We start from the raw sequence: 23,167 nt of genomic DNA, 5'->3' as shown, positions 1-23,167 counted from the left end.
GTCTGACCCTCGCCCGGCCGACGGGCGGCCACGGATCAGCGTCTTGCAACTGCAGCCCGACATCGCTGACGAGGTCGTCTGGTCCGACAGTCTGACGGCCTACGACCAGGAGCATCTGGCGGTCTATCTGCGGCTGCTGGACGCCGATCAGGCCGGCGCCGACTGGCGCGAGGCCGCCAGGCTGGTGCTGGGCCGCTGCGCCGAAGACGACCCGGGCGCGGCGCGCGCCTGCTGGGAGAGTCATCTGCGCCGGGCCCGGTGGATGACCGAGGTCGGCTACCGCCTCCTGCTGCTTGAAGGCAGGGCCGAGGACTGACGCGCGGCTCAGTGCCGCGTCGGGACGGGGAAATGCTCGTCCAGGAAGTCCCGGATCAGCCGCGCCCCCTGCGTCCACAGCGCCTGGGCCGCGTCGGCGTCGGGCGCGGCGTCCATCCAGCGGGTGATCCGCTCGACCTCCCGGCCCAGCTTGGCGTAGAGCCGCACCTGCCTGGGCGTCAGCCGGCCGGCCTTGAGATCGCCTCGGATCCTGCGGATGCGCGCCAGCAGCGCGTCGGCTTCGGCCTCCATGTCCATGGCGGAATAAAAACGGCGCGGGCCGGCCTTGTCCACGCCTGCGGCCCGGCCTCGCCGGTCAGATCGCCCGGCAATCCTCCTCGGACGCCACCCAGGGCGGCGCCTGGCCGGCGAGGTGTTCGACGCTTATCGCCGCGGCGTGTTCGGATCGCTGACCATCACCACCTTCCCGCTGGCCGAAGCCGCTCGGGCCCACCAGGCGATAGCCGAGCGTTCGCTGCTGGGCTCGGGCGTACCGCTGCCTTAGCGATTTAGCGCTGGAGCTATCCTGCGCCGACCTTGAGCCTTGCCGAGGTCGGCGCGCCGGCTTCCAGCAGATTTCCAGATCCAGTCTGCTTGAAGTCAGCAGCGAATGCGTTGGCCACCCCGCTTGCCACGCATCTGGCGGCAGACCGCGCCGCCAGCCGGTTGACGCTGGCGCTCGGCCTGGGCCGTCGACACGGGCCGGGCATGACCAAAGGGGAGCCGCGCCACGGTCCCTATATCAGGGGTTTTTCGGGGGTAACTCAGATAATCAACGACCAGTTACGCCCAATAACTTGGCGTAAGCCTTTGATATCACTGAGAAAAGGAGATGGTGGACGCGACAGGGATTGAACCTGTGACCCCTACGATGTCAACGTAGTGCTCTCCCGCTGAGCTACGCGTCCGCCGAAGCGATCCGAAGCGCCTTCGTGAAGGCGTCCCGGCCGGGAAGGTGTGGGGGTATAGCGGCGGCTTGGCCGGGGCGCAAGCCGCCTCGAAAACTTTTTCCGAGAAGTTTTCCCGAACCTGTGGAGCCCTTACGCCGCCATCATCTTTTCGACCTCGGAAACCAGGTCGCGCAGGTGAACGGGCTTGGACAGCACCTTGGCGCCGGCCGGCGCGCGGTCCTGGGCCGAGAGGGCCACGGCGGCGAAGCCGGTGATGAACATGATGCGCAGGGCCGGGTCGCGGGCGGCGGCCTGGCGCGCCACTTCGATGCCGTCCATGCCGGGCATGACGATGTCGGTCAGCAGCAGGTCCCACGGATGCTCGAGGTGGCTGACGGCCTCTTCGCCGTCGGCGCAGGCGGTGACTTCGAAGCCGGCCCGTTCCAACGCCCGGGCGAGAAAGCCCCGCAGCGAGTCGTCGTCTTCGGCGAGGAGGATGCGGGCCATGTCGCTTACGTGTCCGTTGGAGCTCGTCTCTGGAAGGCCGAATCTTATGTCCAGGACGGTAAATCGCCGGTGAACCGGCGCGGACCATCCACAGATACGACAGGGCGCGAGGCCATTTGACCGCAAGCCCGGCGCCCTCGACTATGTGACGCATGAACGCATGGGACCCGATCACGCCGACGACGGCCTCCGCCTCGAGCAGCGCCGGCGGCGCGTCCGGGCGCGAGGCGGCGTTCGAGGCCGTGCGGGCCGCGCCGGCCGGCTCGCCGCCGCCCACGCCCGTGGTGTTCGCCTCCCCCCATTCGGGCGCGCTCTATCCGTCGGAGATGATGGCCGCCGCCCGCCTGCCCGAGGCGGTGCTGAAGGGCTCGGAGGACGCCTATGTCGATCGCCTGATCGCCGGCGCTCCATCGCGGGGCGTGGCGACGATCCGTTCGCGCCTGGCCAGGTCCTATATCGATCTCAACCGCGACCCGTGGGAGCTGGATCCGGCGATGTTCGAGGACGACGCCCTGCCGGAGTTCGCCCGCGGCCGCACCGCCCGCGTCGCCGCCGGCCTGGGGGCCATCGCCCGCGTCGCCGACGGCCGGCCGATCTATGCGCGCAAGCTGACCTTCGAGGAAGCCAAGGCCCGGGTCGAGTACGGGCATCGCCCCTATCACGACATGCTCGACCGCCTGCTGGCCCAGGCCCGGGCCGCCCACGGCCTGGCCGTGCTGATCGACTGGCACTCGATGCCAGCGGCGGCCACGCGCGGCACGCGAGCCAGGGTCGGCGGCCCATGCGACATCGTGCTGGGCGACCGCTTCGGCGCGGCCTGCGCGCCGGGCCTGACAAAGCTGATCGAGGAAGCCCTGGAGGGGATGGGCTATCGCGTGGCCCGCAACAGCCCCTATGCCGGCGGCTACACCACCGAGCACTACGGCCGCCCGGCCCGTCGCACCCACGCCTTGCAGGTCGAGATCAGCCGCGCGCTCTATATGAACGAGACGACCCGCGAGCCGACCGAGGGCCTTTCGACGCTGACCGCGCATGTGGAGCAGCTGACGGCGCTGCTGACCAAGGCGGACTGGACGGCGCTGAAGTAGGAAAAGAGGCCGACTGCACGGCCCACACGCCCGCAAACCGCCGCAAAGGGCTGCAAACTCGCGCCCCGTCGGGCCCGGGCCAAAAAAAAGCCCGGCGGTAAGGCCGGGCTAGTTCATTAGGGAGGAAACGCCCAGGAAGGGCAGAGGCGGCAGCGCCGCCTCACACCTTCCTTATAGGGTGCGCTGCGAAATCGAGCAAGCGGAAAGTTGGACAACGTTGTCGAATTTTCCGCGACAACATGAAGCAACCCTTTGCACAGCAAGGATCGGAGAACGCCGATCTTCAAGCTTGACTATAAAATAGGCATTGCTGCGCCGCAGCATTAGTTGCCCAAGAAACGACAACCGCCAGAAACCACCTCAAACCCGGTAGGAATAAGGGTTTGCGAGATGACACCGGTAACCGCGACATAAGGCGCCTTACGCACGGGGTGGATAAACGCAGCGCAGTCGCGTAAAAGCCGCGCGCCTGACGCGCGCAGCGTCTCATCCGATTTTCTCCGAAAGCCCGCCGTCCTCCCATGTCCATGCGAAATATCGCCATCATCGCGCACGTCGATCATGGCAAGACCACCCTCGTCGACCAGCTGCTGGCCCAGTCGGGCGTGTTCCGCGCCAACGAGGCGACGACCGAACGCGCCATGGACTCCAATGACCAGGAGCGCGAACGCGGCATCACCATCCTGGCCAAGTGCACCAGCGTCCTGTGGAACGGTGAAGCGGGCGAAACCCGCATCAACATCATCGACACCCCCGGACACGCCGACTTCGGCGGCGAGGTCGAGCGGATCCTCGGCATGGTGGACGGCTGCGTCCTGCTGATCGACGCCGAAGAAGGCGTCATGCCGCAGACCAAGTTCGTGCTGACCAAGGCGCTGAAGATGGGCCTGCGCCCGATCCTCTGCATCAACAAGGTCGACCGCGCCCACGCCGATCCGGACCGCGTGCACAACGCCGCCTTCGACCTGTTCGCCGCCATCGGCGCCACGGACGAGCAGCTGGACTTCCCGCACATCTACGCCTCGGGCCGTTCGGGCTGGGCCACGCTGGACATGAACGTGCCCAGCGACAACCTCGCCCCGCTGTTCGACCTGATCGTCCGCCACGTGCCGGAACCCAAGCAGATCGCCAAGCGCGACGAGCCGTTCCAGATCCTGAACGTGCTGATCGAAAGCGACCCGTTCCTGGGCCGCCTGCTGACCGGCCGCATCGAGAGCGGCCGCGCCGTCCCCGGCATGGCCATCCACGCCCTGGACCGCAACGGCAAGGAAATCGAGCGCGGCCGCATCACCAAGGTGCTGGCCTTCCGCGGCCTGAAGCGCCAGCCGATCGACGAGGGCGCGGAAGCGGGCGACATCGTCGCCATCGCCGGCATGTCCAAGGCGACCGTGGCCGACACCCTGTGCGCCATGGAAGTCACCGAGGCCCTGCCCTCGCAGCCGATCGATCCGCCGACCATCTCGATGACCGTCTCGGTCAACGACAGCCCGCTGGCCGGTCGCGAAGGCGACAAGGTGCAGTCGCGCGTCATCCGTGACCGCCTGCTGAAGGAAGCCGAGAGCAACGTCGCCATCCGGGTGACCGAGAGCACCGAAGGCGACGCCTACGAAGTCTCGGGCCGCGGCGAACTGCAGCTGGGCGTGCTGATCGAAAACATGCGCCGCGAAGGCTTCGAGGTCTCGATCTCGCGTCCGCGCGTCGTGTTCCAGGCCGATCCGGAAACCGGCAAGCGCCTCGAGCCGATGGAAGACGTCATGATCGACGTCGACGACGAGTTCTCGGGCATCGTCATCGAGAAGCTCTCGCTGCGTAAGGCCGAGCTGAAGGACATGGGTCCGTCGGGCGCCGGCAAGACCCGCATCCAGCTGACCGCTCCGTCGCGCTCGCTGATCGGCTACCAGGGCGAGTTCCTGACCGACACCCGCGGCTCGGGCGTGCTGAACCGCGTGTTCAGCCACTACGAAGCCTACAAGGGCGCCATCGACCAGCAGCGCAAGGGCGTGCTGATCTCGAACTCGGATGGTGAAACCGCGGCCTACGCGCTGTGGAACCTGGAAGAGCGCGGCACCATGTTCGTCGGCGCCGGCGAGAAGACCTATCAGGGCATGATCATCGGCGAAAACGCTCGTCAGGATGACATGGACGTCAACCCGATGAAGGCCAAGCAGCTGACCAACGTCCGCGCCTCGGGCAAGGACGAGTCGATCCGCCTGACCCCGCCGCGCAAGATGACCCTCGAACAGGCCATCGCCTACATCGAGGAAGACGAGCTGGTGGAAGTGACCCCGAAGAACATCCGCCTGCGCAAGCAGACCCTGAACCCGTCGTTCCGCAAGAAGCGCGTGAAGGAAGACTAGTCTTCCGCGCCTTCGGGATCTGAAACGGGCCGCCGACCTCCGGGTCGGCGGCCTTTTTCGTGGGCGCTGGCCGGCCAGTTCCTCCCCCGCTTGCGGGGGAGGGGGACCGGCGAAGCCGGTGGAGGGGGCGAGACTGGGCGCTGAGCTCCGTCACTTGCCCCCTCCGTCACGCTGCGTATCCGCAGCGCGCCACCTCCCCCGCTAAAGCGAGGGAGGTGCTTGAAAAGAAAAGGCCGCCGCCCGCGGGGACGACGGCCTTTCCGGTTTTCAAACCGGGATGCGCTTACCAGCTGCGCTCGATGCTGAGGAAGCCGCGACGACCCCGCAGCTCGTAGCCCCAGATCTCCGAGTTGCCGACGCGATAGCTGCTCGAGATCGAGGGCGGGGCCTCGTCGAACAGGTTCTGCACGCCGAAGGTCATGGTCGTCTTGTCGTCGATCACCTTGCGGGCCGAGACGTTGTGATAGGCCATGAACTCGGTGTGGTACTTCACGTGGACGTACTTGTAGTAGGTAGAGCCGACCGCGTAGTCGTAGCTGGTCGAGGTGGCGTACTTGGCGCTGCCCACGGTGTCGCCCAGCAGTTCGGCGTCCGAAGCCTTGCCGGTGATGGTCGACGACCAAGTGTAGGTCCACGGCCCCTTGCGGTACGACAGGCTGGCCTTACCCGAGAAGTCCGGGCCGTCGTAGATGTAGGTCGTGCCGTTGTAGTCGTCCTCCTCGGTCTCGCCGAACAGGTTCGAAGTGTCCTGCAGCTGCCAGCTGAACTGGCTGTTGAAATAGAGCTGCCCGCCGTTGTCGAAGTCGTGGCGGTAGTCGGTCGTCAGGTCGATCGCGCGGCTCTTCTGCGAGGCGACGTTGACGTAGTCGTTCTTGACCAGGGTCAGGAGGTGCGTGGTCGGGTCGCGCGTCACCAGCTGGCAGAACGGGCTGGAGAGGCCCACCGACTCGTAGCAGCGCGAGGCGATCTTGGCCGCGCCGAACTGGGTGATCTCGTTGCTGATGTCGATGTCGGCGTAGTCGACCGCGACCTTCAGGTTGGTGAAGCTCGGGGTGAACACCACGCCGATGGTCTTCGATTCCGAGGTCTCGGCCTTCAGGATGCCCTTGCCGCCGCCGGCCGTGACCAGGGTGGAGTAGCTGGCCTGGGTGGCCGACACGCCCTGGGCGGCGCAGTTGGTGACGATGGTCTGGCTGGCGCCGCTGCTGCCATACAGGATGCAGGGGTCGGCGACGCTGTAGCCGGTCTGGTCGGCGAGATAGAGCTCGTACAGCGACGGGGCGCGGAACGAGGTGCCGTCGCTCATGCGCAGGCGCCAGGTCGGGGTGATCTGCCAGTTCAGGCCGATCTTGTAGGTGTCGCTGTCGCCGTAGCTGTCGACCTCGGTGTGACGGCCCGAGACCTGCAGGTCCAGGTTCTTGACCAGGAACAGGTCTTTCAGCACCGGCACGTCGATTTCGGCGAAGGCTTCCGTCGTCGTGTCCGTGCCGAAGGTGTGGCCGGCTCGGGTCAGGTTCCAGTTGTTGTTGTTCAGCGACGCCGTGCCTGGGCTGTCGTCGAAGTCGTCGTGACGCCAGGTGAAGCCGAAGGCGGCCCCGACCTTGCCGGCCGGCAGGCTGAACAGTTCGCCCGAGAAGCTGGCCTCGACCAACGACTGCTCATAGGTGGTGTGGCCGACGTCGACGCCGAACAGGAAGGCCTTTTCGGCGTCGGTGAACTGGCCGGCCAGGACGCGCGAGCTGAACCACGGAATGCCGGTGGGCAGGGTCGAGCAGTCGCCGCCCGAGATCGTCACCAGCGACTGGACGCAGTAGTTGGTCGCGCCGGCGGCCGTGGTGGCGGCGATGGCGTCGCTGTTGATCGAGCTGACCGAATAGGTCCCGTCCGACTTGCCGTACTGGCCGTAGACGTCCCAGTCCCAGCCGCTCAGGAAGCCCAGCTTGGAGCCTTCCAGGAACTTGAAGTCGCCGCGCAGCCCGCCCAGGCCACGGTAGTAGTCGACCTTCTGGATCGAGTCGTAGGCCACCGCGATGACCGGATAGGCCGTGCCGCCGGCCGCGCCGAAGATGTTGTTCGGGTTGGTGGTGGCGACGGTCGGGAACAGCTGGCGCGCGCCGTTCTGTTCGGAGTTGCGGCGGTTGTAGAGGAACTCGCCATAGGCCTCGACGCCCGCGCCCAGGTCATAGCCGCCGGTCACGTAGAAGCTGGCGCGCTCGACCGGGCTGATGACCGTGGCCCGTTGCCAGACCGCCGAGTCGTAGTTGGCGACGCGGTAGGTCTCCGGATAGTTGGCGCGCGCCACGCGGGCCAGGTTGGCGAAGGCGGCGTTGCTGGCCACGAAGTTCGGCGCGGTGTTGCCGGTGTACGAGTAGCTCGTGCCCGGCTGCATATACTGGAAATAGCCGCCGTAGCCGCTGGTGTAGGCGACGTTGTTGATCTGGTTGAAGCACTTGTAGTCGCCGGTGGCCGGGTCGGTCAGGTCGACGCGGGCGCCGGTGGTGGTGCTGTAGTAGTTGTCGGCCGAGCAGCTGGTGTAGTCGCGGTCGCCGCGGCGCAGGGCGTTCTGCTTGTAGTAGCTGGCCGAGGCGCTGAGATAGCCGCGCTCGAACGTCTTGCCCCACGAGGCTTCGGCCGAATACTCCTGGCCGCCGCCGCCCTTGGCGAAGGGCGCGTTGCCGTAGACCCGCACGCGGCCGCCGTCATAGTCGGTCTTGGTGATGTAGTTGACCACGCCGGCCACGGCGTCCGAGCCGTAGATCGACGAGGCGCCGTCCTTGAGGATCTCGACGCGGTCGATCATCGCGTTGGGGATGGTGTTGAGGTCGACCGGGCCGACCGTGCCGCGCACGCCCGACGGCGTCAGGCGACGGCCGTTCAGCAGCACCAGGGTGCGGTTGGCCCCCAGGCCGCGCAGCGAGATGGTGTTGACGCCCGGACCGCCGGTGACGTTGTAGCCGGTCAGTTCGTCGGCCACCTGGAACGAGCCGCTGGCGAGCGACGAGCTCTGGATGATCTCGGTGGTGTTGACCAGGCCCTCCAGTTCACTCTGTTCCGAGGTGATCACCTGGATCGGCGAGGCGCTGTTGTAGGCGTTGCGCTTGATGCGCGAGCCGGTGACGACGATGGCCTCCACATCGACGGCGTCGTCGGCGTTCGAGGCCGCGGCCTTGTCGGACTTGGTCTGGGTCTGGGCCTGGGCCCACGCGCCGACGGGCGCCAGCCCCAGGCCGGCGATCACCGACGAGGCCAGCAGCAACTTGCGATCAAGCATCTAGAATATGCCCCCATGGATAGGTTTGCGTGGAAACTTCGCCCCTCGCGAAGCTCCTGCCCTGACGGGGTCTTTAGGACGCGGAAGCCGCCGAAGAAGCGGGAACACGCCCCACCGATCGACTTTCCACCCAATTTTCCCGGCAAAGCCGCCTTCGACAGCAATAGTTAGCCGCCGAAGATCATGGGTCGGACATTAGTTCGTCATAGTTCGGCCGTTATCTCCCGACCGAAAGACATGTATTCTATTTAATAGTTTTGTATATTCACTTTTGAAACACGACGATATTGCTGGTTACAATTTCACTTACTGAAGTTGTGAATGACAACGCCTCGCCACTGCCGGCGGATCGGAGGCGCGAGCGAACGCCCGGCTTTTGGGCGCCGCCCGCATTTCCGGATGAATCGGATCAGCGCCGGGAGACCCGCCAGATGACGTTTCCAACGTCGTCGGCCACCAGCAGCGCGCCGCGCTTGTCGAACGCGACGCCCACCGGCCGCCCCAGGGCCTCGCCGTCGGCGTTGAGGAAGCCCGTCAGCACGTCGCGCGGCGGGCCCGACGGCTTGCCGCCGGCGAAGGGCGCGAAGACCACCTTGTAGCCGCTGTGGGGCTTGCGGTTCCACGACCCGTGCTGGCCGATGAACGCCCCGCCCTTCAGCGGCGCGGGGAACGCCGACGCAGCGTCGAAGGTCAGGCCCAGCGAGGCGGTGTGGGGTCCCAGCGCGTAGTCCGGCTTGATCGCTCGGGCCACCAGGTCGGGGCGCTGCGGCTTCACCCGCGCGTCCACGTGCTGGCCGTAATAGCTGTAGGGCCAGCCGTAGAACCCGCCGTCCTGCACCGAGGTCATGTAGTCGGGCACCAGATCGCTGCCGATCTCGTCGCGCTCGTTGACCACGGTCCACAGGGCGCCGGAGGTCGGCTCCCAGCCCATGCCGTTGGGATTGCGCAGGCCGGTGGCGAACAGCCGCTTGGCGCCGGTGGCGACATCGATTTCCCAGATGGCGGCCCTGCCCTCTTCCTCCGCCAGGCCGTTCTCGGCCACATTGCTGTTGGAGCCGACGGTCGCATAGAGCCGCGTCCCGTCGGGGCTGGCGATCAGCGACTTGGTCCAATGGTGGTTGCGCGGCCCGGCCGGCAGGTCGGTCACCCGCCGGCGCGGCGCGGTGATGGCGGTCTCGCCTTCCTTGTACGGGAAGGCCAGCACCGCGTCGGTGTCGGCGACATAGAAGGTCTCGCCGACCAGGGCCATGCCGAACGGCGAGTTCAGGCCCGACAGGAAGGTCGAGCGCAGGTCCGCCACCCCGTCGCCGTTGGTGTCGCGCAGCAGGGTGATGCGGTTGGCGCTCTTGGTCACCGCGCCGGCGCGCTTCATCACCAGGCCCTGGATCCAGCCCTTCAAACCCTTGCCGTCCTCGGGCTTGGGCGGAGCGTTGGTCTCGGCGACCAGCACGTCGCCGTTGGGCAGGACGTGGATCCAGCGCGGATGATCCAGCTTGTCGGCGAAGGCCTGGACGGCCAGGCCTTCGGCCGGCTTGGGCGCGCCGCCCGCCGGCCAGCCCTTGGCCGGGGCGATGTTCAACGTCGGCAGCAGAGTCTTCTTCGGCGCTGGCAGTTGCGGGTTGGCGCCCGTGCCGGCGGCCACGTCGAGCTTGGCCTGCTCGCCGCAGGCCGCCAGGCTCAAGGCCGCCGCGCCCGCGACGGCCAGCACGAGGCCCCGCATCAGGCGCGTCGGCGGAACAGGCCCAGCAGGGCCAGCAGCACCACCGCGCCCACGGTCGAGACCACCAGGCTGCCGATCCAGCCCGTCGCGCCCAGGCCCAGCATGCTGGCCAGGAAGGCGCCGATCAGCGAACCGACGAGACCGACCACCAGATTGGTCAGCAGTCCGTGGTCGCGCTTCATGATCTTCTCGGCCAGCCATCCGGCGAAGATACCGATGATGATCGCGCCGATGAAACCCACGCCGTTCATGCCGTCTTCCTCCTGTAGCCCTTGGCGTCAGGGAAATGCGCGGGTGCGGCTCAGGTTGCGTGGGGCAAGGAACCTCCCCCTGTGGGGGAGGCGATCGCGCAGCGATCGGTGGGGGGAAATCGGCCAGCCGCTCGGAAGCTGAAAACGTCCCCCCTCCGGCCCTCCGGGCCACCTCCCCCAGAGGGGGAGGATCTAGGCCGGCAAGATGCTCCCCCTCTGGGGGAGCTGTCGGCGAAGCCGACTGAGGGGGCCGGCGCGGCGGAAAGTCTTGGCGGTTCGCCAGAGCCGCGCCAAGGTCGCCGGCCACATCACGAGTCCCCCATGGTCCATCCCGTCTTCGCCGACCTGCCCGTCACCGTCTTCGAGGAGATGAGCGGCCTCGCCCGCGAGCTGGGGGCGATCAACCTGGGCCAGGGCTTTCCCGACGACCAGGGACCGATCGCCCTGCGGCGCAAGGCCGGGCAGGCGCTGATCGAGGGCTCCAACCAGTATCCGCCGATGCGCGGCTTGCCGGACCTGCGCCGCGCCGTCGCCGGGCATTACGGGCGGACCCAGGGCCTGGACCTGGATCCCGACCGCGAGATCATCGTCACCTCCGGCGCGACCGAGGCCCTGGCCGCGGCCTTCCTGTCCCTGATCTCGCCCGGCGACGAGGTGTTGCTGTTCCAGCCGCTGTACGACGCCTACCTGCCGATGGTGCGCCGGGCCGGCGGGATCCCGCGCCTCGTCCGCCTGACCCCGCCGCACTGGCGGTTCGACCGGGCGATGCTGGAGGCGGCGCTCAGTGAACGGACGAAGCTGGTGGTGCTCAACAGCCCGCTCAATCCGGCCGGCGTGGTCATGGCCGACGAGGACCTGGCCCTGCTGGCCGAGTTCTGCGTGCGCTTCGACGTCACGGCCGTCTGCGACGAGGTCTGGGAAGCCGTGGTCTTCGACGGTCGCGTCCACAAGTCCCTGATGGCCTTCCCCGGCATGCGCGAGCGGACGGTCAAGATCGGCTCGGCCGGCAAGCTTTTCGGTATGACAGGATGGAAGGTCGGCTTCCTGTGCGCCGCCCCGCCGCTGGCCAAGGCCCTGGCCGGCGCACACCAGTTCCTGACCTTCACCACCCCGCCCAACCTCCAGGAGGCGGTCGCCTTCGGGCTGGACCAACCGGGCGACTGGTTCGAGGCCATGCCCGCCGGCCTTCAACGCTCGCGCGACAGGCTGGCGACGGGCCTGCGGGAGGCTGGCTTTTCGGTATTGGACAGCGGCGGGACCTATTTCCTCAACATCGACCTGGCCGCCTCGGGGATCGACGAACCCGACCGCGCCTTCGCCCTGCGGACGGTGCGCGAGCACGGCGTGGCGACCATCCCCGTCTCGGCCTTCTACGCGCAGGATCCGGTCACCAGCGTGCTGCGCCTGTGCTTCGCCAAGGGGGATGACGTCCTGGACGCGGCGGTGGAGCGGCTGGCGCGGGCGAAGGGCAGGTAGAGCCCCCTACACGCTCCCTCATCGTCATCCCGGAAAGCGCATGGCGCTTATCCGGGATGACGGGCTTTGGGGTCGAGAAGAGGCTCACGGATGCGCCGCGGCCCAGTCCATCACCTCTTGCAGCGGCGCGACCCAGACCTCTTTCGAATTGGCCTTCAGCCAGGCCAGCAGCTCCTGGTGCGCGGGGTTGGAGACCTGCAGGTAGTCGCCGCCCACGCCATGGAACAGGAACACCGCCACGCCGCCGCCGGCCGAGGCGCTCTTGGCGAAGTCGATCAGCTGGGCGCCGGTGACGCCTTCGGGAAAGCCGCGCGAGGGCACGTGCATCGGATCGATCCGGCGGCCGGCCAGGTCCTCCGGCGTCGTCACCACCCCGCGCGCATAGGTGACCAGGTTCGAGGCCCGCAGCGCCTCCAAGTAGTCGACCCCGCCAGCCTTGCTGGCCCCGCAGGGGGTGGCGAAGCCGTGGCGGGCCTTGCCGTCGATGGCGGTCAGCAGGACGTTCTGCTGCTCGATCTCCTTGAGCAGGCTGGCGGGCGTGTAGGCCTCGGCCACGTAGCGCGGATCGGCCGGGAAGTTGGCCGCCGGACAGGCGTGGAAGATCGTGTGGTTGGCCAGTTCATGGCCCTGCGTGGCGGCGGCCCGCCAGCGCGGAATGTCGGCCGCCTTCACGCTCGACAGGAAGAAGCTGCCCCTGAAGCCCGCCGCGTCGAGCGCCGGGATCGCGTTGTCGAGCTGCGAGGCCAGGGCGTCGTCATAGGTCAGGGCCACGGCCGCCTTGGCCCCGTTCGGCCACTGGGCGGCGCAGGCGACGGAGACACCGCACGCCAGGCTCATGACGATCGCCAGCAACGTCTTCATAGGCGCGCGCTCCCTAAAGCCGCTTGGAGAACGAGAAGCGGGTTTCCTGGTCGTCGGACTCCAGCGCCAGGGCGCCGCCGTGGGAGCGGGCGATCTCCGAGGCGATGTAGAGGCCAAGGCCCAGTCCCTGTTGCATCTCGGCCGAGCCGCGCGTGAACGGCTGGAACAGCTTGGCCATCGTCTCCGGCGGGATGGCCGGGCCGCCATTGACCACGGCCAGCACGAACTGGCCGTCGCGGGTGACGGCCTCGACCCTCACCGGCTTGGCCGGGTCGCCATGGGTCAGGGCGTTGCCCAAAAGGTTGGACAGCATCTGGGCGATCCGGGCCTGGTCGCAGACGACCGTCTGGCTCACGGCGATCTCGGACTCGATCCGCCGATGCGGCTGGGCGCTGCGCAGTTCGGCGACCAGCTGTTCCAGCGACTGGTTCAGCGCCTCTGGCGGGACGGCGCGGGCCTCCAGCCCGAAGCCGCCGCCCAGCCGCACGCGGGCGAAATCCATGACGTCGTCGATCAGCCCCGCCATCCGCGCGACGCTCTGATCCATCTGACGAAGGATGAACTCGGCCTTCTCGCGCGTCGGCTCCTTGCGCAGCAGCCGGGTTCCGCCGTTGATCGCGGCCAGGGGGTTGCGCAGGTCGTGGCCGAGCACGGCGATGAACTGGTCGCGCAGCTCCGAGGCCCGCTGCGAGGTGGCCAGGGCGACCTGGCTTTCGGCAAGGCGGTCCTGGGCGTCCAGGTGGCTGCCGATCAGCTTGGCGAACAGCTCGAAGGTCGCCAGGGCCTGGGTGCCCCGCAGATTGGCCGGGCGTGGATCGATGGCGCACAAGGTGCCGAAGAACTGGCCGTTGTGGTGGATCGGCGTCGAGATGTAGCTCTGCAGGCCGTATTTCAGCGGCGTGTGGTGGTCGCGCCAGACCGGATCCTCGGCCACGTGGTCGATGACCACGGCGGTCTGGTTGTCGCGGATCTCGTCGCAGATGGTGGTGGCGACTTCCAGCTCGCCGCCGGGCAGCAGGCCAAAGCCGATCTCGTCGCGCACGGCGCAGGCCATCCAGCGGTCCTTGGTGACCCGGGCCACCGCGGCGAAGCCCATGCCCGTGGTCTGGCAGACCACTTCCAGGATCTGGGGCACCACCTCGATCTTGGCGACCTTGGCGACATCGGCCAGCAGCTCGGGCAGGGCGGCGTCCCGAGGCGTCGACGCCTTGGCGGTCAAGTCGTCGGGAAGGTCGTCGGTGGTCGTGCCGCTCTCGGAATCCATGCGCCCCTCCCAGAACACCCTGACAACCCACTGGGATGGGTTTCGCGAAGAGGCTTCCGACCTCTCATCGACAGAGCATAGCAAGGCCGGCCGTCAGGGCGCCATAGGCCGTGCGAGCGACGCCGGACCTCAGGCCGCGACCCGCTCCTCGTCGCGCACGCTGCGGCGGAAATCCCGGGGCGAGCAGCCGTACTGGTCGCGGAAGGCGCGGCTGAAGTGGGCGCTGCCATTGAAGCCCCAGCGGAAGCAGATCTCCGAGATCGACAGCCGGGCGAACTGCGGGCTGGCCAGGTCGTTGCGGCAGCGCTCCAGGCGTCGCGTGCGCAGATAGTGGCTGAAGGTCTCCTCCACCCCCTCGAACAGCTTCTGCACGTAGCGCGGCGAGACGCCTTCCTCGTCGGCCACCCGGCGGATGGTCAGGTTCGGGTCGGGCAGCAGGGTCTCGATGGTCTGGCGCAGGCGCTGCAGGTGGGCGCTGCGGGCGTCGGTCGGCCAGGCCGCGCCGCGCTCCTCGCCGGCTTCCAAGAGACACAGGCCCAGGAACTCGGCGAGGGCCAGTTCGACGGGGCGCAGCTGGTCGACGGTCAGGTCCTCGAGCGAATCCGCCGTCGAGCGCAGCAGGCCCGACAGGATGTGCTTGACCCCGCCCTCGCCGCGCAGCCGTCCCACCCGCAGGGCGCGCGGCGCCACCAGGCGATGGTTCAGGGCCACGCGCGGGGCGCGCACGAACATCAGCCGGCAGCGGGTGGCAAGACGCAGGGCCGCCGCCTGGCCGGTGGGGCCGAAGGCGATGTCGCCCACCGTCAGGTCTTCGGCCAGGTCGTCGCTGACCACCGCCGCCTGGCCGTCGAGCAGCACCGCCATCCAAACCGCCGCCGGCTGGTTGGTCAGGCGGCCCGAGATGGTCTGGGCCCCGGCGTTGACCAAAGCAAACTCGATGCCCAGCGGGCTGGTCAGGCAGACCACCGAGGTCGAGGCCGGCTCCAGGTCCGACAGGCTCTCGACCGGCAAACCGAGGCGCGACATGGCCTCGCGCCAGGCGTCCGATCGCTCGGCGCGGGGATAGCTGTCGGTGCTGAACGACCAGGCCCGCAAGGCGGATCAGGCCTTGGTCGGGAAGATGTCGCGCGGAATGCGCACGTGGCAGCCCTGCTTGCCGTCGACCACCTGGGTGACGCCGAAGTCGGAGGCCACGCTCATCAGCGAATAGGCGTCGTTCCTGCTCAGCCCGACGTGATCGGACAGCAGGCTCAGCATGTTGAGGGAGGCTTGCTTCATGGCCACGTTCAGGTCCTCGTCGAACCCGTGGACGATCCACCACTTGGGGGTCTCCAGCAAAGGCCCGGGGGTCTCGAAATCCTTCCGCAGTACGATCTGCATCAGGACGTTGAGCGAACTTTCGATCGCGGTGCCTGAAAGTTCGCCATCGCCCTGGCTGACATGGGGATCTCCGATGGAGAACAGTCCGCCTTCCACCTGAACGGGATAATACATCGTCGCCCCGGCCCCGATCCGCCAGTTGTCGATGTTGCCGCCGTGCAGGCCGGGCGGGATGGTGCTGACGCGGCCGTCGACGGCGGGCGCGACGCCCGCCGTGCCCAGGTGCGGGCGGGCGGGGATGCGCACGCCCGGCAGCGCGCTCTGGCGGTCGCATTCGGGGCAGTTGGTGATCGTGCCGGGCGTCAGGTACTTGCCCGGAAAGTCGTAGGCGTAGAGGGCGCTGGCGGTGTTGTAGTCGGCGTCGAGCTCGTAGATCGTCACCCGCTCCTTCTCGCCGAACTCCTTGTAGAGATAGCCCCAGTTGGCGGCGAGGTTGGAGCCGTAGCGGTTGCGCGGGACCATGCGCAGGTAGCGCACCTCGAGCACGTCGCCGGGCTTGGCGTCTTCGACGTAGATCGGGCCGGTCATGATGTGGACGCCGGGATTGCGGTCGTCCTCGGGGACCTCGGTGAAGATGCGGGTCACCGCCTCGTCCATCATCAGCTCGGGAGCGTCGCCGGCGTGGTGGGTGATGGCTTCGGCCTGGATCAGGTCGCCGCTCTTGATGCGCAGGGCCGGCTTGATCGACGGATCGAAGTATCCCCAGTGGATGGTCTCGGGCGTGGCCTTCAGGTGGTGCAGGGCGCCGGGCGCGACGTCGGGGCGGACCTTGCCGGGTTCGCAGATGAAGGGCATCGGAAAGTGTCCTCTCAAGCGGCAGCCAGCGTCACGCTGGTCATGCTCAGCGAGCCGTGCTCGATGTGGTCGGGGGAAAAGCGGGCGACGTCGCCGGGCAGGCGTGCGCCCAGCACGTAGAGCAGCGGCCAGTAGTGGTCGGGCGTCGGCACGGACCGGCGGGCGTCCTCGCCGAGCTTCTCGAACTCGACGGCGGTCAGCGGCTGGTCGTGCGCGATCGCCGTCTTGATCGCCTCGTTGAAGCGCTGCGACCAGTCGTAGGGCGGGCAGTGCCGGTCGCCCCAGTCCATGGCCGGCAGGTTGTGGACGATGTTGCCCGTGCCGACGATCAGCACGCCCTCGTCACGCAGCGAGGCCAGGCGCTTGCCCATCTCGTAGTGCCATTCAGGAGACTTCGTGCCGTCCATCGACAGCTGGATCACCGGCACGTCGGCTTCGGGCCAGGCCTTGCACAGCACCGACCAGGTCCCGTGGTCCAAGCCCCACTGGCGCTCGTCCAGCACCACCGGGATTTCGGGGGCCAGCAGGTCGCGCACCCGCGCCGCCAGTTCCGGCGAGCCCGGCGCGGGATACTGCACCTCGAACAGGGCGCGCGGAAACGAGGCGCCGAAGTCGTGGATGGTGCGGGGCTGGCTCATCGCCGTGACCCCGACGCCCCGGGTGATCCAGTGGGCCGAGACGCAGAGGATGGCCTTGGGCTTGCCGTGGGCGGCCTCGATCTCTTCGGCCATGGCTCGCCAGGTCTTGGTGGTGTCGTTGGTCTCGAGCGCGATCATCGGGCTGCCGTGACCGAAGAAGACGACGGGGAGGCGCGAGGTCATCTCAGGCGGCCTCCACCGGGGCGGAGGGTGCGGCTTCGGCGCCCTTCATCCGGTCCCACTGGGCCTGGTAGCGCGGGGCGAGCCAGCGGTTGAACTGCACCTGCGCCCCCTCCTGCCAGGAGTAGCGGCCGCGGATGGCGAAGCGCGAGCGCAGGCCCTTCTGGACCAGCTCGTCGACATGCATGTCCTGGGCGATGATCTGGCCGGCCGAGGTCATGATCATCTCCAGCCGCTCCTTGAAGCCGTAGGAGTCGCGCGCGCCGGGGGCCACCAGGATGCCGGTGTCCTGGGCCATGGTCTCCGGGCCCGTGGGCCGCAGGATCAGGTAGATGACCATGTCGCTGGTCATCACCAGCGACAGGGTCGGCGGGATGTTGGCGAAGGTCGCCCGGCTGCGGTCCTCGTCCGACAGCTTGGGGAAGATCGGCAGCACCGCCTTCTGGGTCGGGTTGAAACTCGCGTCCGGGTGCAGGGTGCCGTTGTAGCGCAGGAAGCCCGCATCGCCGGGCTCGGCCTCGGGGAAGCTGGCCAGCTCGCTGGGGATGAAGTCGTGCAGCACCCCACGGTGCAGCTTGCTGGCGTGGTAGCCGTCGTTGTTGTTCTCGAACATCACCTTCCAGTTCCAGGCGAACTCGCCGGTCATGGGCTCGAGCGCCTCGGCGGTCGTAAGGTCGAAATTGGCGATGGCGGCCTCGACGGCGGCCAGGCGCGGGGCCAGCGGCGGCGCCTCGGCGTCGAAATTGACGAAGATGAAGCCCAGCCAGATCTCGACCTTGAAGGTCGGCAGGCTGATCTTCTTCTTGTCGAAGCCGCAGGTGCGGTCCATGGCCGGAGCGTTCACCAGGTCGCCGTTCAGCGAATAGACCCAGTGGTGATAGGGGCAGACGAAGCCGCGGGCGTTGCCCTTGCCCTCGGCCACCAGCATGGCGCGGTGCTGGCACACCGACGACATCGCCTTGATCTCGCCGGCCCGGTTGCGGGTGACGAGGATCGGCTCGCCGACGATCTCGGTGGTGAAGAAGTCGCCGGGCTCCTGCACCTGGTCCACCCGGCCCACGCACAGCCACTCGCGGTCGAACAGGGCGGCCTTCTCGAACTCGTAGAACGCCGCGTCGGTGTAGCAGGCCGGCGGCAGGGTCTCGGCCGCGCCCACCTCGTGGGTGGAGCTGGACAACCCGTCGAAGAAGGCGTCGCTGAACAGGGTCACGGCCGGGCGCTCGCTGATGGGGAAGAAGACCTCTCAAGGCTGGCGCCGCCCCGCGCCCCGGTCTTGCTCCAGCGCGCACGAAAACTTGGTCAGCAGCAGGCCGGCGCCGCGCGGTCGCCCGCTGATCGGGCGCTGCTGTCGCCGCGCTGCGCAAGGACCTCGCTTTTGACCGTACGCGCACGAGACATGGGCAAGAGACGGTGCGCGCTGAGGCAAGACCGTGATTTTTCAGCCGCCTAGGCTCAAGGCCAGACAGTCACCGAAGGTCGCCGACATGCTCGCGCAAGCCCTGCCCGCCCTGGCCAAGAAGCCGCTGAAAGACGACTTCGGCGCCGAGATCCTCGACATCGACCTGCCGACCGCCTCGGACGCGCAGCTCGACGGCGTGGTGGCCGCCTTCCACGCCCACGGCGCGGTGCTGGTGCGTGACCAGAAGATGACCCCCGACGACCTGATGGCCTTCATCGGCCGGTTCGGCGATCCGGAGGACCACACCCAGACCCGCTTCACCCTGCCCGGCTATCCGAAGATCTTCATCCTCTCCAACCGCGTCGTCGATGGAAAGCCGATAGGGGCCCACAACGACGGCGTCGGCTGGCACACCGACTACAGCTACAAGCCGCAGCCGGTGATGCTGACCATGCTCTATTGCGTGGAGGCGCCGGAGGAGGGATCCGACACCCTGCTGGCCGACGGCTGCGCGGCCTGGGAGGCGCTGGGCGCCGAGAAGCAGGCCGAGCTTCTGCCGCTGCGCCTGCACCACAGCTACAAGCACTTCATGGCCACCCGCGAGTTCGGGGCCCAGATCCTCTCGCCCGAGATGGAGGCGGCCAATCCCGATGTCGAGCACCCGCTGATCCGCACCCACCCGGCCGACGGCCGCAAGGCGCTGTGGCCCTCGACCGGCACGGTGACCGAGGTGATCGGCAAGCCGGGTCCCGAGGGCCTGGCCCTGCTGGACGAGCTGGTGACGTTCATGACGCAGGAGCGCTTCGTCCACGCCCACAAGTGGCGGCCGGGCGACATCCTGATGTGGGACAACCGCTGCACCCTGCACACGGGGACGCTGTACGACGACCAGAAGTATTTCCGGACGATGCACCGCCTGTGGGTGAAGGGCGACGCGCCGTTCTGAAGTTCAATAAAGGCCGTCATCCCGGAAAGCCCGAAGGGCTTATCCGGGACCCAGGAGCCGCCGCACTGCTGTCGCCCCTGGGTCCCGGCTCTCCGCTGCGCTACGGCCGGGATGACGAGCAATAGGAAATGCGAACATGACCCAGACCTGGCTGATCACCGGCGTGTCCGGCGGGCTCGGGCGCGAGATCGCCGCGGCGGCGCTGGCGCGGGGCGACGTCGTGGCCGGCACGGTGCGCAAGCTGGCCGATGTCGCCGCCTTCGAGGCCCTGGCGCCCGGCCGCGCCCACGGCCTGGTGATGGACGTCACCGACCCGGTCGCGGTCGAGAACGCCGTGAAGACGGCGCAGGCCCTGACCGGCCGGATCGACGTGCTGGTCAACAACGCCGGCTACGGCCTGGTGGGCGCGGTGGAAGAGGCCTCGCTCGAAGAGGTCCGCGCCCAGTTCGAGACCAACGTCTTCGGGCCGCTGGCCGTGCTCAAGGCCGTTCTGCCGGCCATGCGGGCCCGGCGCTCGGGCCGGATCGTCAACATCACCTCGGTCTCGGGCCTGGCGGTCTGGGCTGGCACCGGCGTCTACTGCGCCAGCAAGTGGGCGCTGGAAGGCCTGACCCAGTCGCTGGCCGCCGAGGTCGCCGAGCTAGGGATCAAGGTGGTGAATGTCGCTCCGGGCGGCCTGCGCACCAGCTTCGCCAAGGGCTCCAAGACCATCGTCGAAGGCAAGATCGCCGACTACGACGGCCTGGCCCGCGACGCCGAGCGGATCATGGCCGACCACGCCGGCGCCGAGCCCGGCGATCCGGCCAAGGCCGCCCAGGCCGTGCTGGCGATCGTCGACGCGAAAAGCCCGCCCCTGCACCTGCTGCTCGGCGAAGACGCCCTGAAATACGCCGCCTACGCCGCCGACGGCCTGAAGGCCGACATCGACGCCTGGCGGGAGGTGTCGCTCTCGATCGGCTTCGATTGAGCAACCGGACCCCGCCCTTCGACAAGCTCAGGGTGAGGTCCGGAATGCTGCTTCAACAGTAGCCCTCATGCTGAGCCTGTCGAAGCACGAGGGCGTCCCAACACCGCAACCAAGGACTTCCCCCGTGACCAACACCCTGATCTTCGTCGACCTGGCCAGCGACGACCCCGCCAAGGCCGGCGAGTTCTACGCAAAGGTGTTCGGCTGGCAGAACGACGCCCGGCCGCAGGGGATCTATCACCGCATGGTCCCGGGCGGTCAGTTCAAGAACCCCGACGGCTCCGACAGCCAGATCGGCAACCTGCACTTAGGGATCTTCGACGCCGCCAACGCCCGCCCGCATCCGCAGGCTTCCGGCGTCGAGCCCCGCACCCTGTCGACCGACGGCCGCAAGCCGCGCATCTGGATCCTGATCGGCGACGACGACAGCGCCGACCGCATCCTGGGAACCGCCGAGAGCCTGGGCGCGACCTTGCTTTGGCGCGACCACTACTGGGCCGAGTTCAACGGCTACAACCACGCCTTCCGCGATCCCTGGGGCAACGAGATCGTGCTGTGGGGCAAGGCGGGGCAGAACCCGGAAGTGCCGGAGAGCTTCAGCCGGGAGTAGCCGCGCCCAAAGGAACCTCCCTCTGTGGGGGAGGCGGCCGCAGGCCGGTGGGGGGAAGTTTTCAGCCGCCACGGCGGTGGAAAGTCAACAACCACGCCCCCCCACCGTCGCCTTCGGCGACACCTCCCCCCCAGGGGGAGGTTTCTTTAAGTCCAGGCTCGGCAAACTCGCACCTGCGAAGCCTCATATTGCACCGCACCCAACACGGGCGCATCATCCGGCGATAACCAGAAAAGACCGCCGGGAGCGCGAGGATGTCGGACAAGGCCTATCAGCACGCGCCCGATCCGCCGTGGATCTTCCGCACCTATGCCGGCCATTCGACGGCCGAGAAATCCAACGCGCTCTATCGCTCGAACCTGGCGCGGGGCCAGACGGGCCTGTCGGTGGCCTTCGACCTGCCCACCCAGACCGGCTACGACCCCGACCACATCCTGTCGCGCGGCGAGGTGGGCAAGGTGGGCGTGCCGATCAGCCACCTGGGCGACATGCGCGCCCTCTTCAGCGAGATCCCGCTGGAGAAGATGAACACCTCCATGACCATCAACGCTCCGGCCGCCTGGCTGCTGGCGATGTACGTGGCCCTGGCCGACGAGCAGGGGGCCGACCGACGCTTGCTTCAGGGCACCACCCAGAACGACCTGATCAAGGAATACCTGTCCCGCGGCACCTACATCTTCCCGCCCGGCCCGAGCCTGCGGCTGATCGGCGACATGATCGCCTGGTGCTATCGCGAGGTTCCGAAATGGAACCCGATGAACGTCTGCAGCTACCACCTGCAGGAAGCCGGGGCGACGCCGGAGCAGGAGCTGGCCTTCGCCCTCGCCACCGCCATCTCGGTGCTCGACACCGTCAAGGCCGGCGGCCAGGTGCCCGAGGAAGACTTCGAGATCGTCGCCTCGCGGATCAGCTTCTTCGTCAACGCCGGCGTGCGGTTCGTCACCGAGCTCTGCAAGATGCGCAGCTTCACCAAGCTGTGGGACGAGATCCTGCTCGAGCGCTACGGCGTGCAGGACAAGAAGGCCCGCCGCTTCCGCTACGGGGTGCAGGTCAACAGCCTGGGCCTGACCGAGCCGCAACCCGAGAACAACGTCTACCGCATTCTCATAGAGGCCCTGGCCGTCACGCTGAGCAAGGACGCCCGCTGCCGCGCCTTGCAGCTGCCGGCCTGGAACGAAGCGCTGGGCCTGCCGCGCCCGTGGGATCAGCAGTGGTCGCTGCGGCTGCAACAGGTCCTGGCCTACGAGACCGACCTCCTGGAGTACGAGGACCTGTTCGCCGGCAGCCACGTGGTCGAGGCCAAGGTCGCCGAGCTGTCGAAGGGCGCGCTGGAGCAGCTGGCTTTGATCGACGGGATGGGCGGGGCGGCCAGCGCCATCGATTACATGAAGGCCGAGCTTGTCGGGTCGAACGCCAAGCGGGTGCGGGCCGTCGAGACCGGCGAACTGACCGTGGTCGGCGTCAACCGCTGGACCGACAGCGAGCTCTCGCCGTTGTCGGCGGGCGAAGGAAACATCGAGACCATCGACCCGAAGCTGGAGGCCGAGGTCGTCGCCCGCATCCAGGCCTGGCGCGCGGCCCGCGACGCCGCCGCCGTCGAGGCCGCCCTGGCCGAGCTGAAGGCCGCCGCAAGCGATGGCCGAAACATCATGGAACCCTCGATCGCCGCCGCAAAGGTCGGGGTCACCACCGGCGAGTGGGCCGGCGCCCTGCGCGAGGTGTTCGGCGAGTATCGCGGTCCCACGGGCGTGGCGGTCGTCGTCTCCACCGGCGAGGCTGAGGACGTCGAGGCGGTGAAGGCCGAAGTGGAGCGGGTCTCCGAAATCCTCGGCCGCACCCTGACCTATCTCGTCGGCAAGCCGGGCCTGGACGGCCACTCCAACGGCGCCGAGCAGATCGCCACCCGGGCCCGCGCCTGCGGCATGGAGGTGGTCTATGACGGCATCCGCTCGACGCCGGAAGAGATCGTCCGCCGCGCCAAGGAAAGCCGCGCCCACGTGGTGGGCCTGTCGATCCTGTCGGGCTCGCACCTGGATCTCGTGCAGGAGGTCGTGCGGCTGATGCGGGCCGAGGGGCTGGACCACGTGCCCGTGGTCGCTGGCGGCATCATCCCCGAGGCGGACGCCCTGATCCTGAAACAGATGGGCGTGGCGCGGATCTACACCCCCAAGGATTTCAGGATCACGCAGATCATGGGCGACGTGGTCAAGCTGGTCGAGGCGACGGCGCTGGCGGAAGCCGATTGAACGCCG

At 68.1% G+C, this 23,167-nt stretch carries 20 protein-coding genes, 1 tRNA gene and 1 pseudogene; 9 read left to right on the top strand and 13 right to left on the bottom strand.

The window, feature by feature from the left end; translation table 11 throughout:
- Window positions 1–43: 43 nt before the first annotated feature.
- Window positions 44–316 carry a DNA -binding domain-containing protein gene (locus tag SGCZBJ_RS05990; protein WP_240621421.1) on the top strand — a complete coding sequence of 91 codons (273 nt, stop codon included), beginning with the start codon at window positions 44–46 and terminating at the stop codon, window positions 314–316.
- Window positions 317–324: 8 nt separating this feature from the next.
- Here SGCZBJ_RS05990 and SGCZBJ_RS05985 read toward each other — a convergent pair whose 3' ends face one another.
- Window positions 325–609, bottom strand: a complete 285-nt coding sequence (locus SGCZBJ_RS05985; RefSeq protein ID WP_133149195.1) for a hypothetical protein — start codon at window positions 607–609, stop codon at window positions 325–327.
- 79 nt (window positions 610–688) lie between these two features.
- Here SGCZBJ_RS05985 and SGCZBJ_RS26335 point away from each other — a divergent pair, with 79 nt between their 5' ends.
- Entirely contained in the window at window positions 689–820 is a 132-nt protein-coding gene (locus SGCZBJ_RS26335; protein WP_276308932.1) for a hypothetical protein, read from the top strand.
- Between the two features lie 328 nt (window positions 821–1,148).
- Here the strand turns inward: SGCZBJ_RS26335 and SGCZBJ_RS05980 are convergent.
- Window positions 1,149–1,223: transfer RNA gene (locus SGCZBJ_RS05980), tRNA-Val, on the bottom strand.
- A 132-nt stretch (window positions 1,224–1,355) separates the two neighbouring features.
- Window positions 1,356–1,712, bottom strand: a complete 357-nt coding sequence (cpdR, locus tag SGCZBJ_RS05975; protein WP_058350243.1) for a cell cycle two-component system response regulator CpdR — start codon at window positions 1,710–1,712, stop codon at window positions 1,356–1,358.
- A 152-nt stretch (window positions 1,713–1,864) separates the two neighbouring features.
- On the opposite strand from cpdR, the gene SGCZBJ_RS05970 reads away from it, so the two are divergent.
- Window positions 1,865–2,800 (top strand): N-formylglutamate amidohydrolase, encoded by a 936-nt coding sequence (locus tag SGCZBJ_RS05970; RefSeq protein ID WP_101717098.1) that lies wholly within the window; start codon window positions 1,865–1,867, stop codon window positions 2,798–2,800.
- A gap of 521 nt (window positions 2,801–3,321) precedes the next feature.
- Window positions 3,322–5,157 carry a translational GTPase TypA gene (typA, locus tag SGCZBJ_RS05965; RefSeq protein ID WP_101717097.1) on the top strand — a complete coding sequence of 612 codons (1,836 nt, stop codon included), beginning with the start codon at window positions 3,322–3,324 and terminating at the stop codon, window positions 5,155–5,157.
- 283 nt (window positions 5,158–5,440) lie between these two features.
- On the opposite strand, the gene SGCZBJ_RS05960 is transcribed toward typA, so the two are convergent.
- The 3 genes from SGCZBJ_RS05960 to SGCZBJ_RS05950 form a co-directional block, all read right to left on the bottom strand.
- The gene (locus SGCZBJ_RS05960) at window positions 5,441–8,428 is read right to left on the bottom strand and encodes a TonB-dependent receptor plug domain-containing protein (RefSeq protein WP_101717096.1); all 2,988 of its coding nucleotides are present in this window, start codon (window positions 8,426–8,428) and stop codon (window positions 5,441–5,443) included.
- 409 nt (window positions 8,429–8,837) lie between these two features.
- Window positions 8,838–10,148, bottom strand: a complete 1,311-nt coding sequence (locus tag SGCZBJ_RS05955) for a PQQ-dependent sugar dehydrogenase (RefSeq protein ID WP_101717095.1) — start codon at window positions 10,146–10,148, stop codon at window positions 8,838–8,840.
- Window positions 10,148–10,399: a GlsB/YeaQ/YmgE family stress response membrane protein gene (locus tag SGCZBJ_RS05950; RefSeq protein WP_101717094.1), complete on the bottom strand. Its 252-nt coding sequence runs from the start codon at window positions 10,397–10,399 to the stop codon at window positions 10,148–10,150. Before SGCZBJ_RS05950 ends, SGCZBJ_RS05955 begins: the two co-directional genes overlap by 1 nt.
- Window positions 10,400–10,720: 321 nt before the next feature.
- Between SGCZBJ_RS05950 and SGCZBJ_RS05945 the strand changes: the two genes are divergently transcribed.
- Window positions 10,721–11,875 carry an aminotransferase gene (locus SGCZBJ_RS05945; protein ID WP_101717093.1) on the top strand — a complete coding sequence of 385 codons (1,155 nt, stop codon included), beginning with the start codon at window positions 10,721–10,723 and terminating at the stop codon, window positions 11,873–11,875.
- Between the two features lie 84 nt (window positions 11,876–11,959).
- On the opposite strand, the gene SGCZBJ_RS05940 is transcribed toward SGCZBJ_RS05945, so the two are convergent.
- From SGCZBJ_RS05940 to SGCZBJ_RS05915, 6 genes are all read right to left on the bottom strand, one after another.
- Window positions 11,960–12,736: a polysaccharide deacetylase family protein gene (locus tag SGCZBJ_RS05940; RefSeq protein WP_101717092.1), complete on the bottom strand. Its 777-nt coding sequence runs from the start codon at window positions 12,734–12,736 to the stop codon at window positions 11,960–11,962.
- Window positions 12,737–12,749: 13 nt separating this feature from the next.
- A complete protein-coding gene (locus SGCZBJ_RS05935; RefSeq protein WP_101717091.1) occupies window positions 12,750–14,000 on the bottom strand; it encodes a GAF domain-containing sensor histidine kinase in 1,251 nt (416 codons plus the stop codon).
- A 129-nt stretch (window positions 14,001–14,129) separates the two neighbouring features.
- The gene (locus SGCZBJ_RS05930) at window positions 14,130–15,095 is read right to left on the bottom strand and encodes a helix-turn-helix domain-containing protein (RefSeq protein WP_101717090.1); all 966 of its coding nucleotides are present in this window, start codon (window positions 15,093–15,095) and stop codon (window positions 14,130–14,132) included.
- Window positions 15,096–15,101: 6 nt separating this feature from the next.
- A complete protein-coding gene (locus SGCZBJ_RS05925; RefSeq protein WP_101717089.1) occupies window positions 15,102–16,175 on the bottom strand; it encodes an acetamidase/formamidase family protein in 1,074 nt (357 codons plus the stop codon).
- 14 nt (window positions 16,176–16,189) lie between these two features.
- Complete coding sequence (gene ygiD, locus SGCZBJ_RS05920; RefSeq protein ID WP_101717088.1) at window positions 16,190–16,996, bottom strand: 4,5-DOPA-extradiol-dioxygenase; 807 nt, start codon at window positions 16,994–16,996, stop codon at window positions 16,190–16,192.
- 1 nt (window position 16,997) lies between these two features.
- Window positions 16,998–18,203 carry an aromatic ring-hydroxylating oxygenase subunit alpha gene (locus SGCZBJ_RS05915; protein WP_165799250.1) on the bottom strand — a complete coding sequence of 402 codons (1,206 nt, stop codon included), beginning with the start codon at window positions 18,201–18,203 and terminating at the stop codon, window positions 16,998–17,000.
- Window positions 18,204–18,477: 274 nt separating this feature from the next.
- On the opposite strand from SGCZBJ_RS05915, the gene SGCZBJ_RS05910 reads away from it, so the two are divergent.
- The gene (locus tag SGCZBJ_RS05910) at window positions 18,478–19,338 is read left to right on the top strand and encodes a TauD/TfdA dioxygenase family protein (RefSeq protein ID WP_101717086.1); all 861 of its coding nucleotides are present in this window, start codon (window positions 18,478–18,480) and stop codon (window positions 19,336–19,338) included.
- A gap of 42 nt (window positions 19,339–19,380) precedes the next feature.
- Here SGCZBJ_RS05910 and SGCZBJ_RS26015 read toward each other — a convergent pair.
- A pseudogene (locus SGCZBJ_RS26015) lies at window positions 19,381–19,476 on the bottom strand (hypothetical protein); the annotation flags it as partial.
- Here SGCZBJ_RS26015 and SGCZBJ_RS05905 point away from each other — a divergent pair.
- The 3 genes from SGCZBJ_RS05905 (at window position 19,475) to SGCZBJ_RS05895 (ending at window position 23,161) form a co-directional block, all read left to right on the top strand.
- A complete protein-coding gene (locus tag SGCZBJ_RS05905) occupies window positions 19,475–20,305 on the top strand; it encodes an oxidoreductase (protein ID WP_101717085.1) in 831 nt (276 codons plus the stop codon). The pseudogene SGCZBJ_RS26015 and the gene SGCZBJ_RS05905 sit on opposite strands and share 2 nt — an antisense overlap.
- Window positions 20,306–20,429: 124 nt before the next feature.
- Complete coding sequence (locus SGCZBJ_RS05900) at window positions 20,430–20,915, top strand: VOC family protein (RefSeq protein WP_101717084.1); 486 nt, start codon at window positions 20,430–20,432, stop codon at window positions 20,913–20,915.
- Window positions 20,916–21,169: 254 nt separating this feature from the next.
- A complete protein-coding gene (locus SGCZBJ_RS05895; protein ID WP_101717083.1) occupies window positions 21,170–23,161 on the top strand; it encodes a protein meaA in 1,992 nt (663 codons plus the stop codon).
- The last annotated feature ends 6 nt before the right edge of the window (window positions 23,162–23,167 follow it).

The organism is Caulobacter zeae, assembly GCF_002858925.1.
Lineage (GTDB): Bacteria > Pseudomonadota > Alphaproteobacteria > Caulobacterales > Caulobacteraceae > Caulobacter > Caulobacter zeae.
Note: the sequence above shows the minus strand (reverse complement) of the source record. Positions and strands in the feature narration are given on the sequence as shown.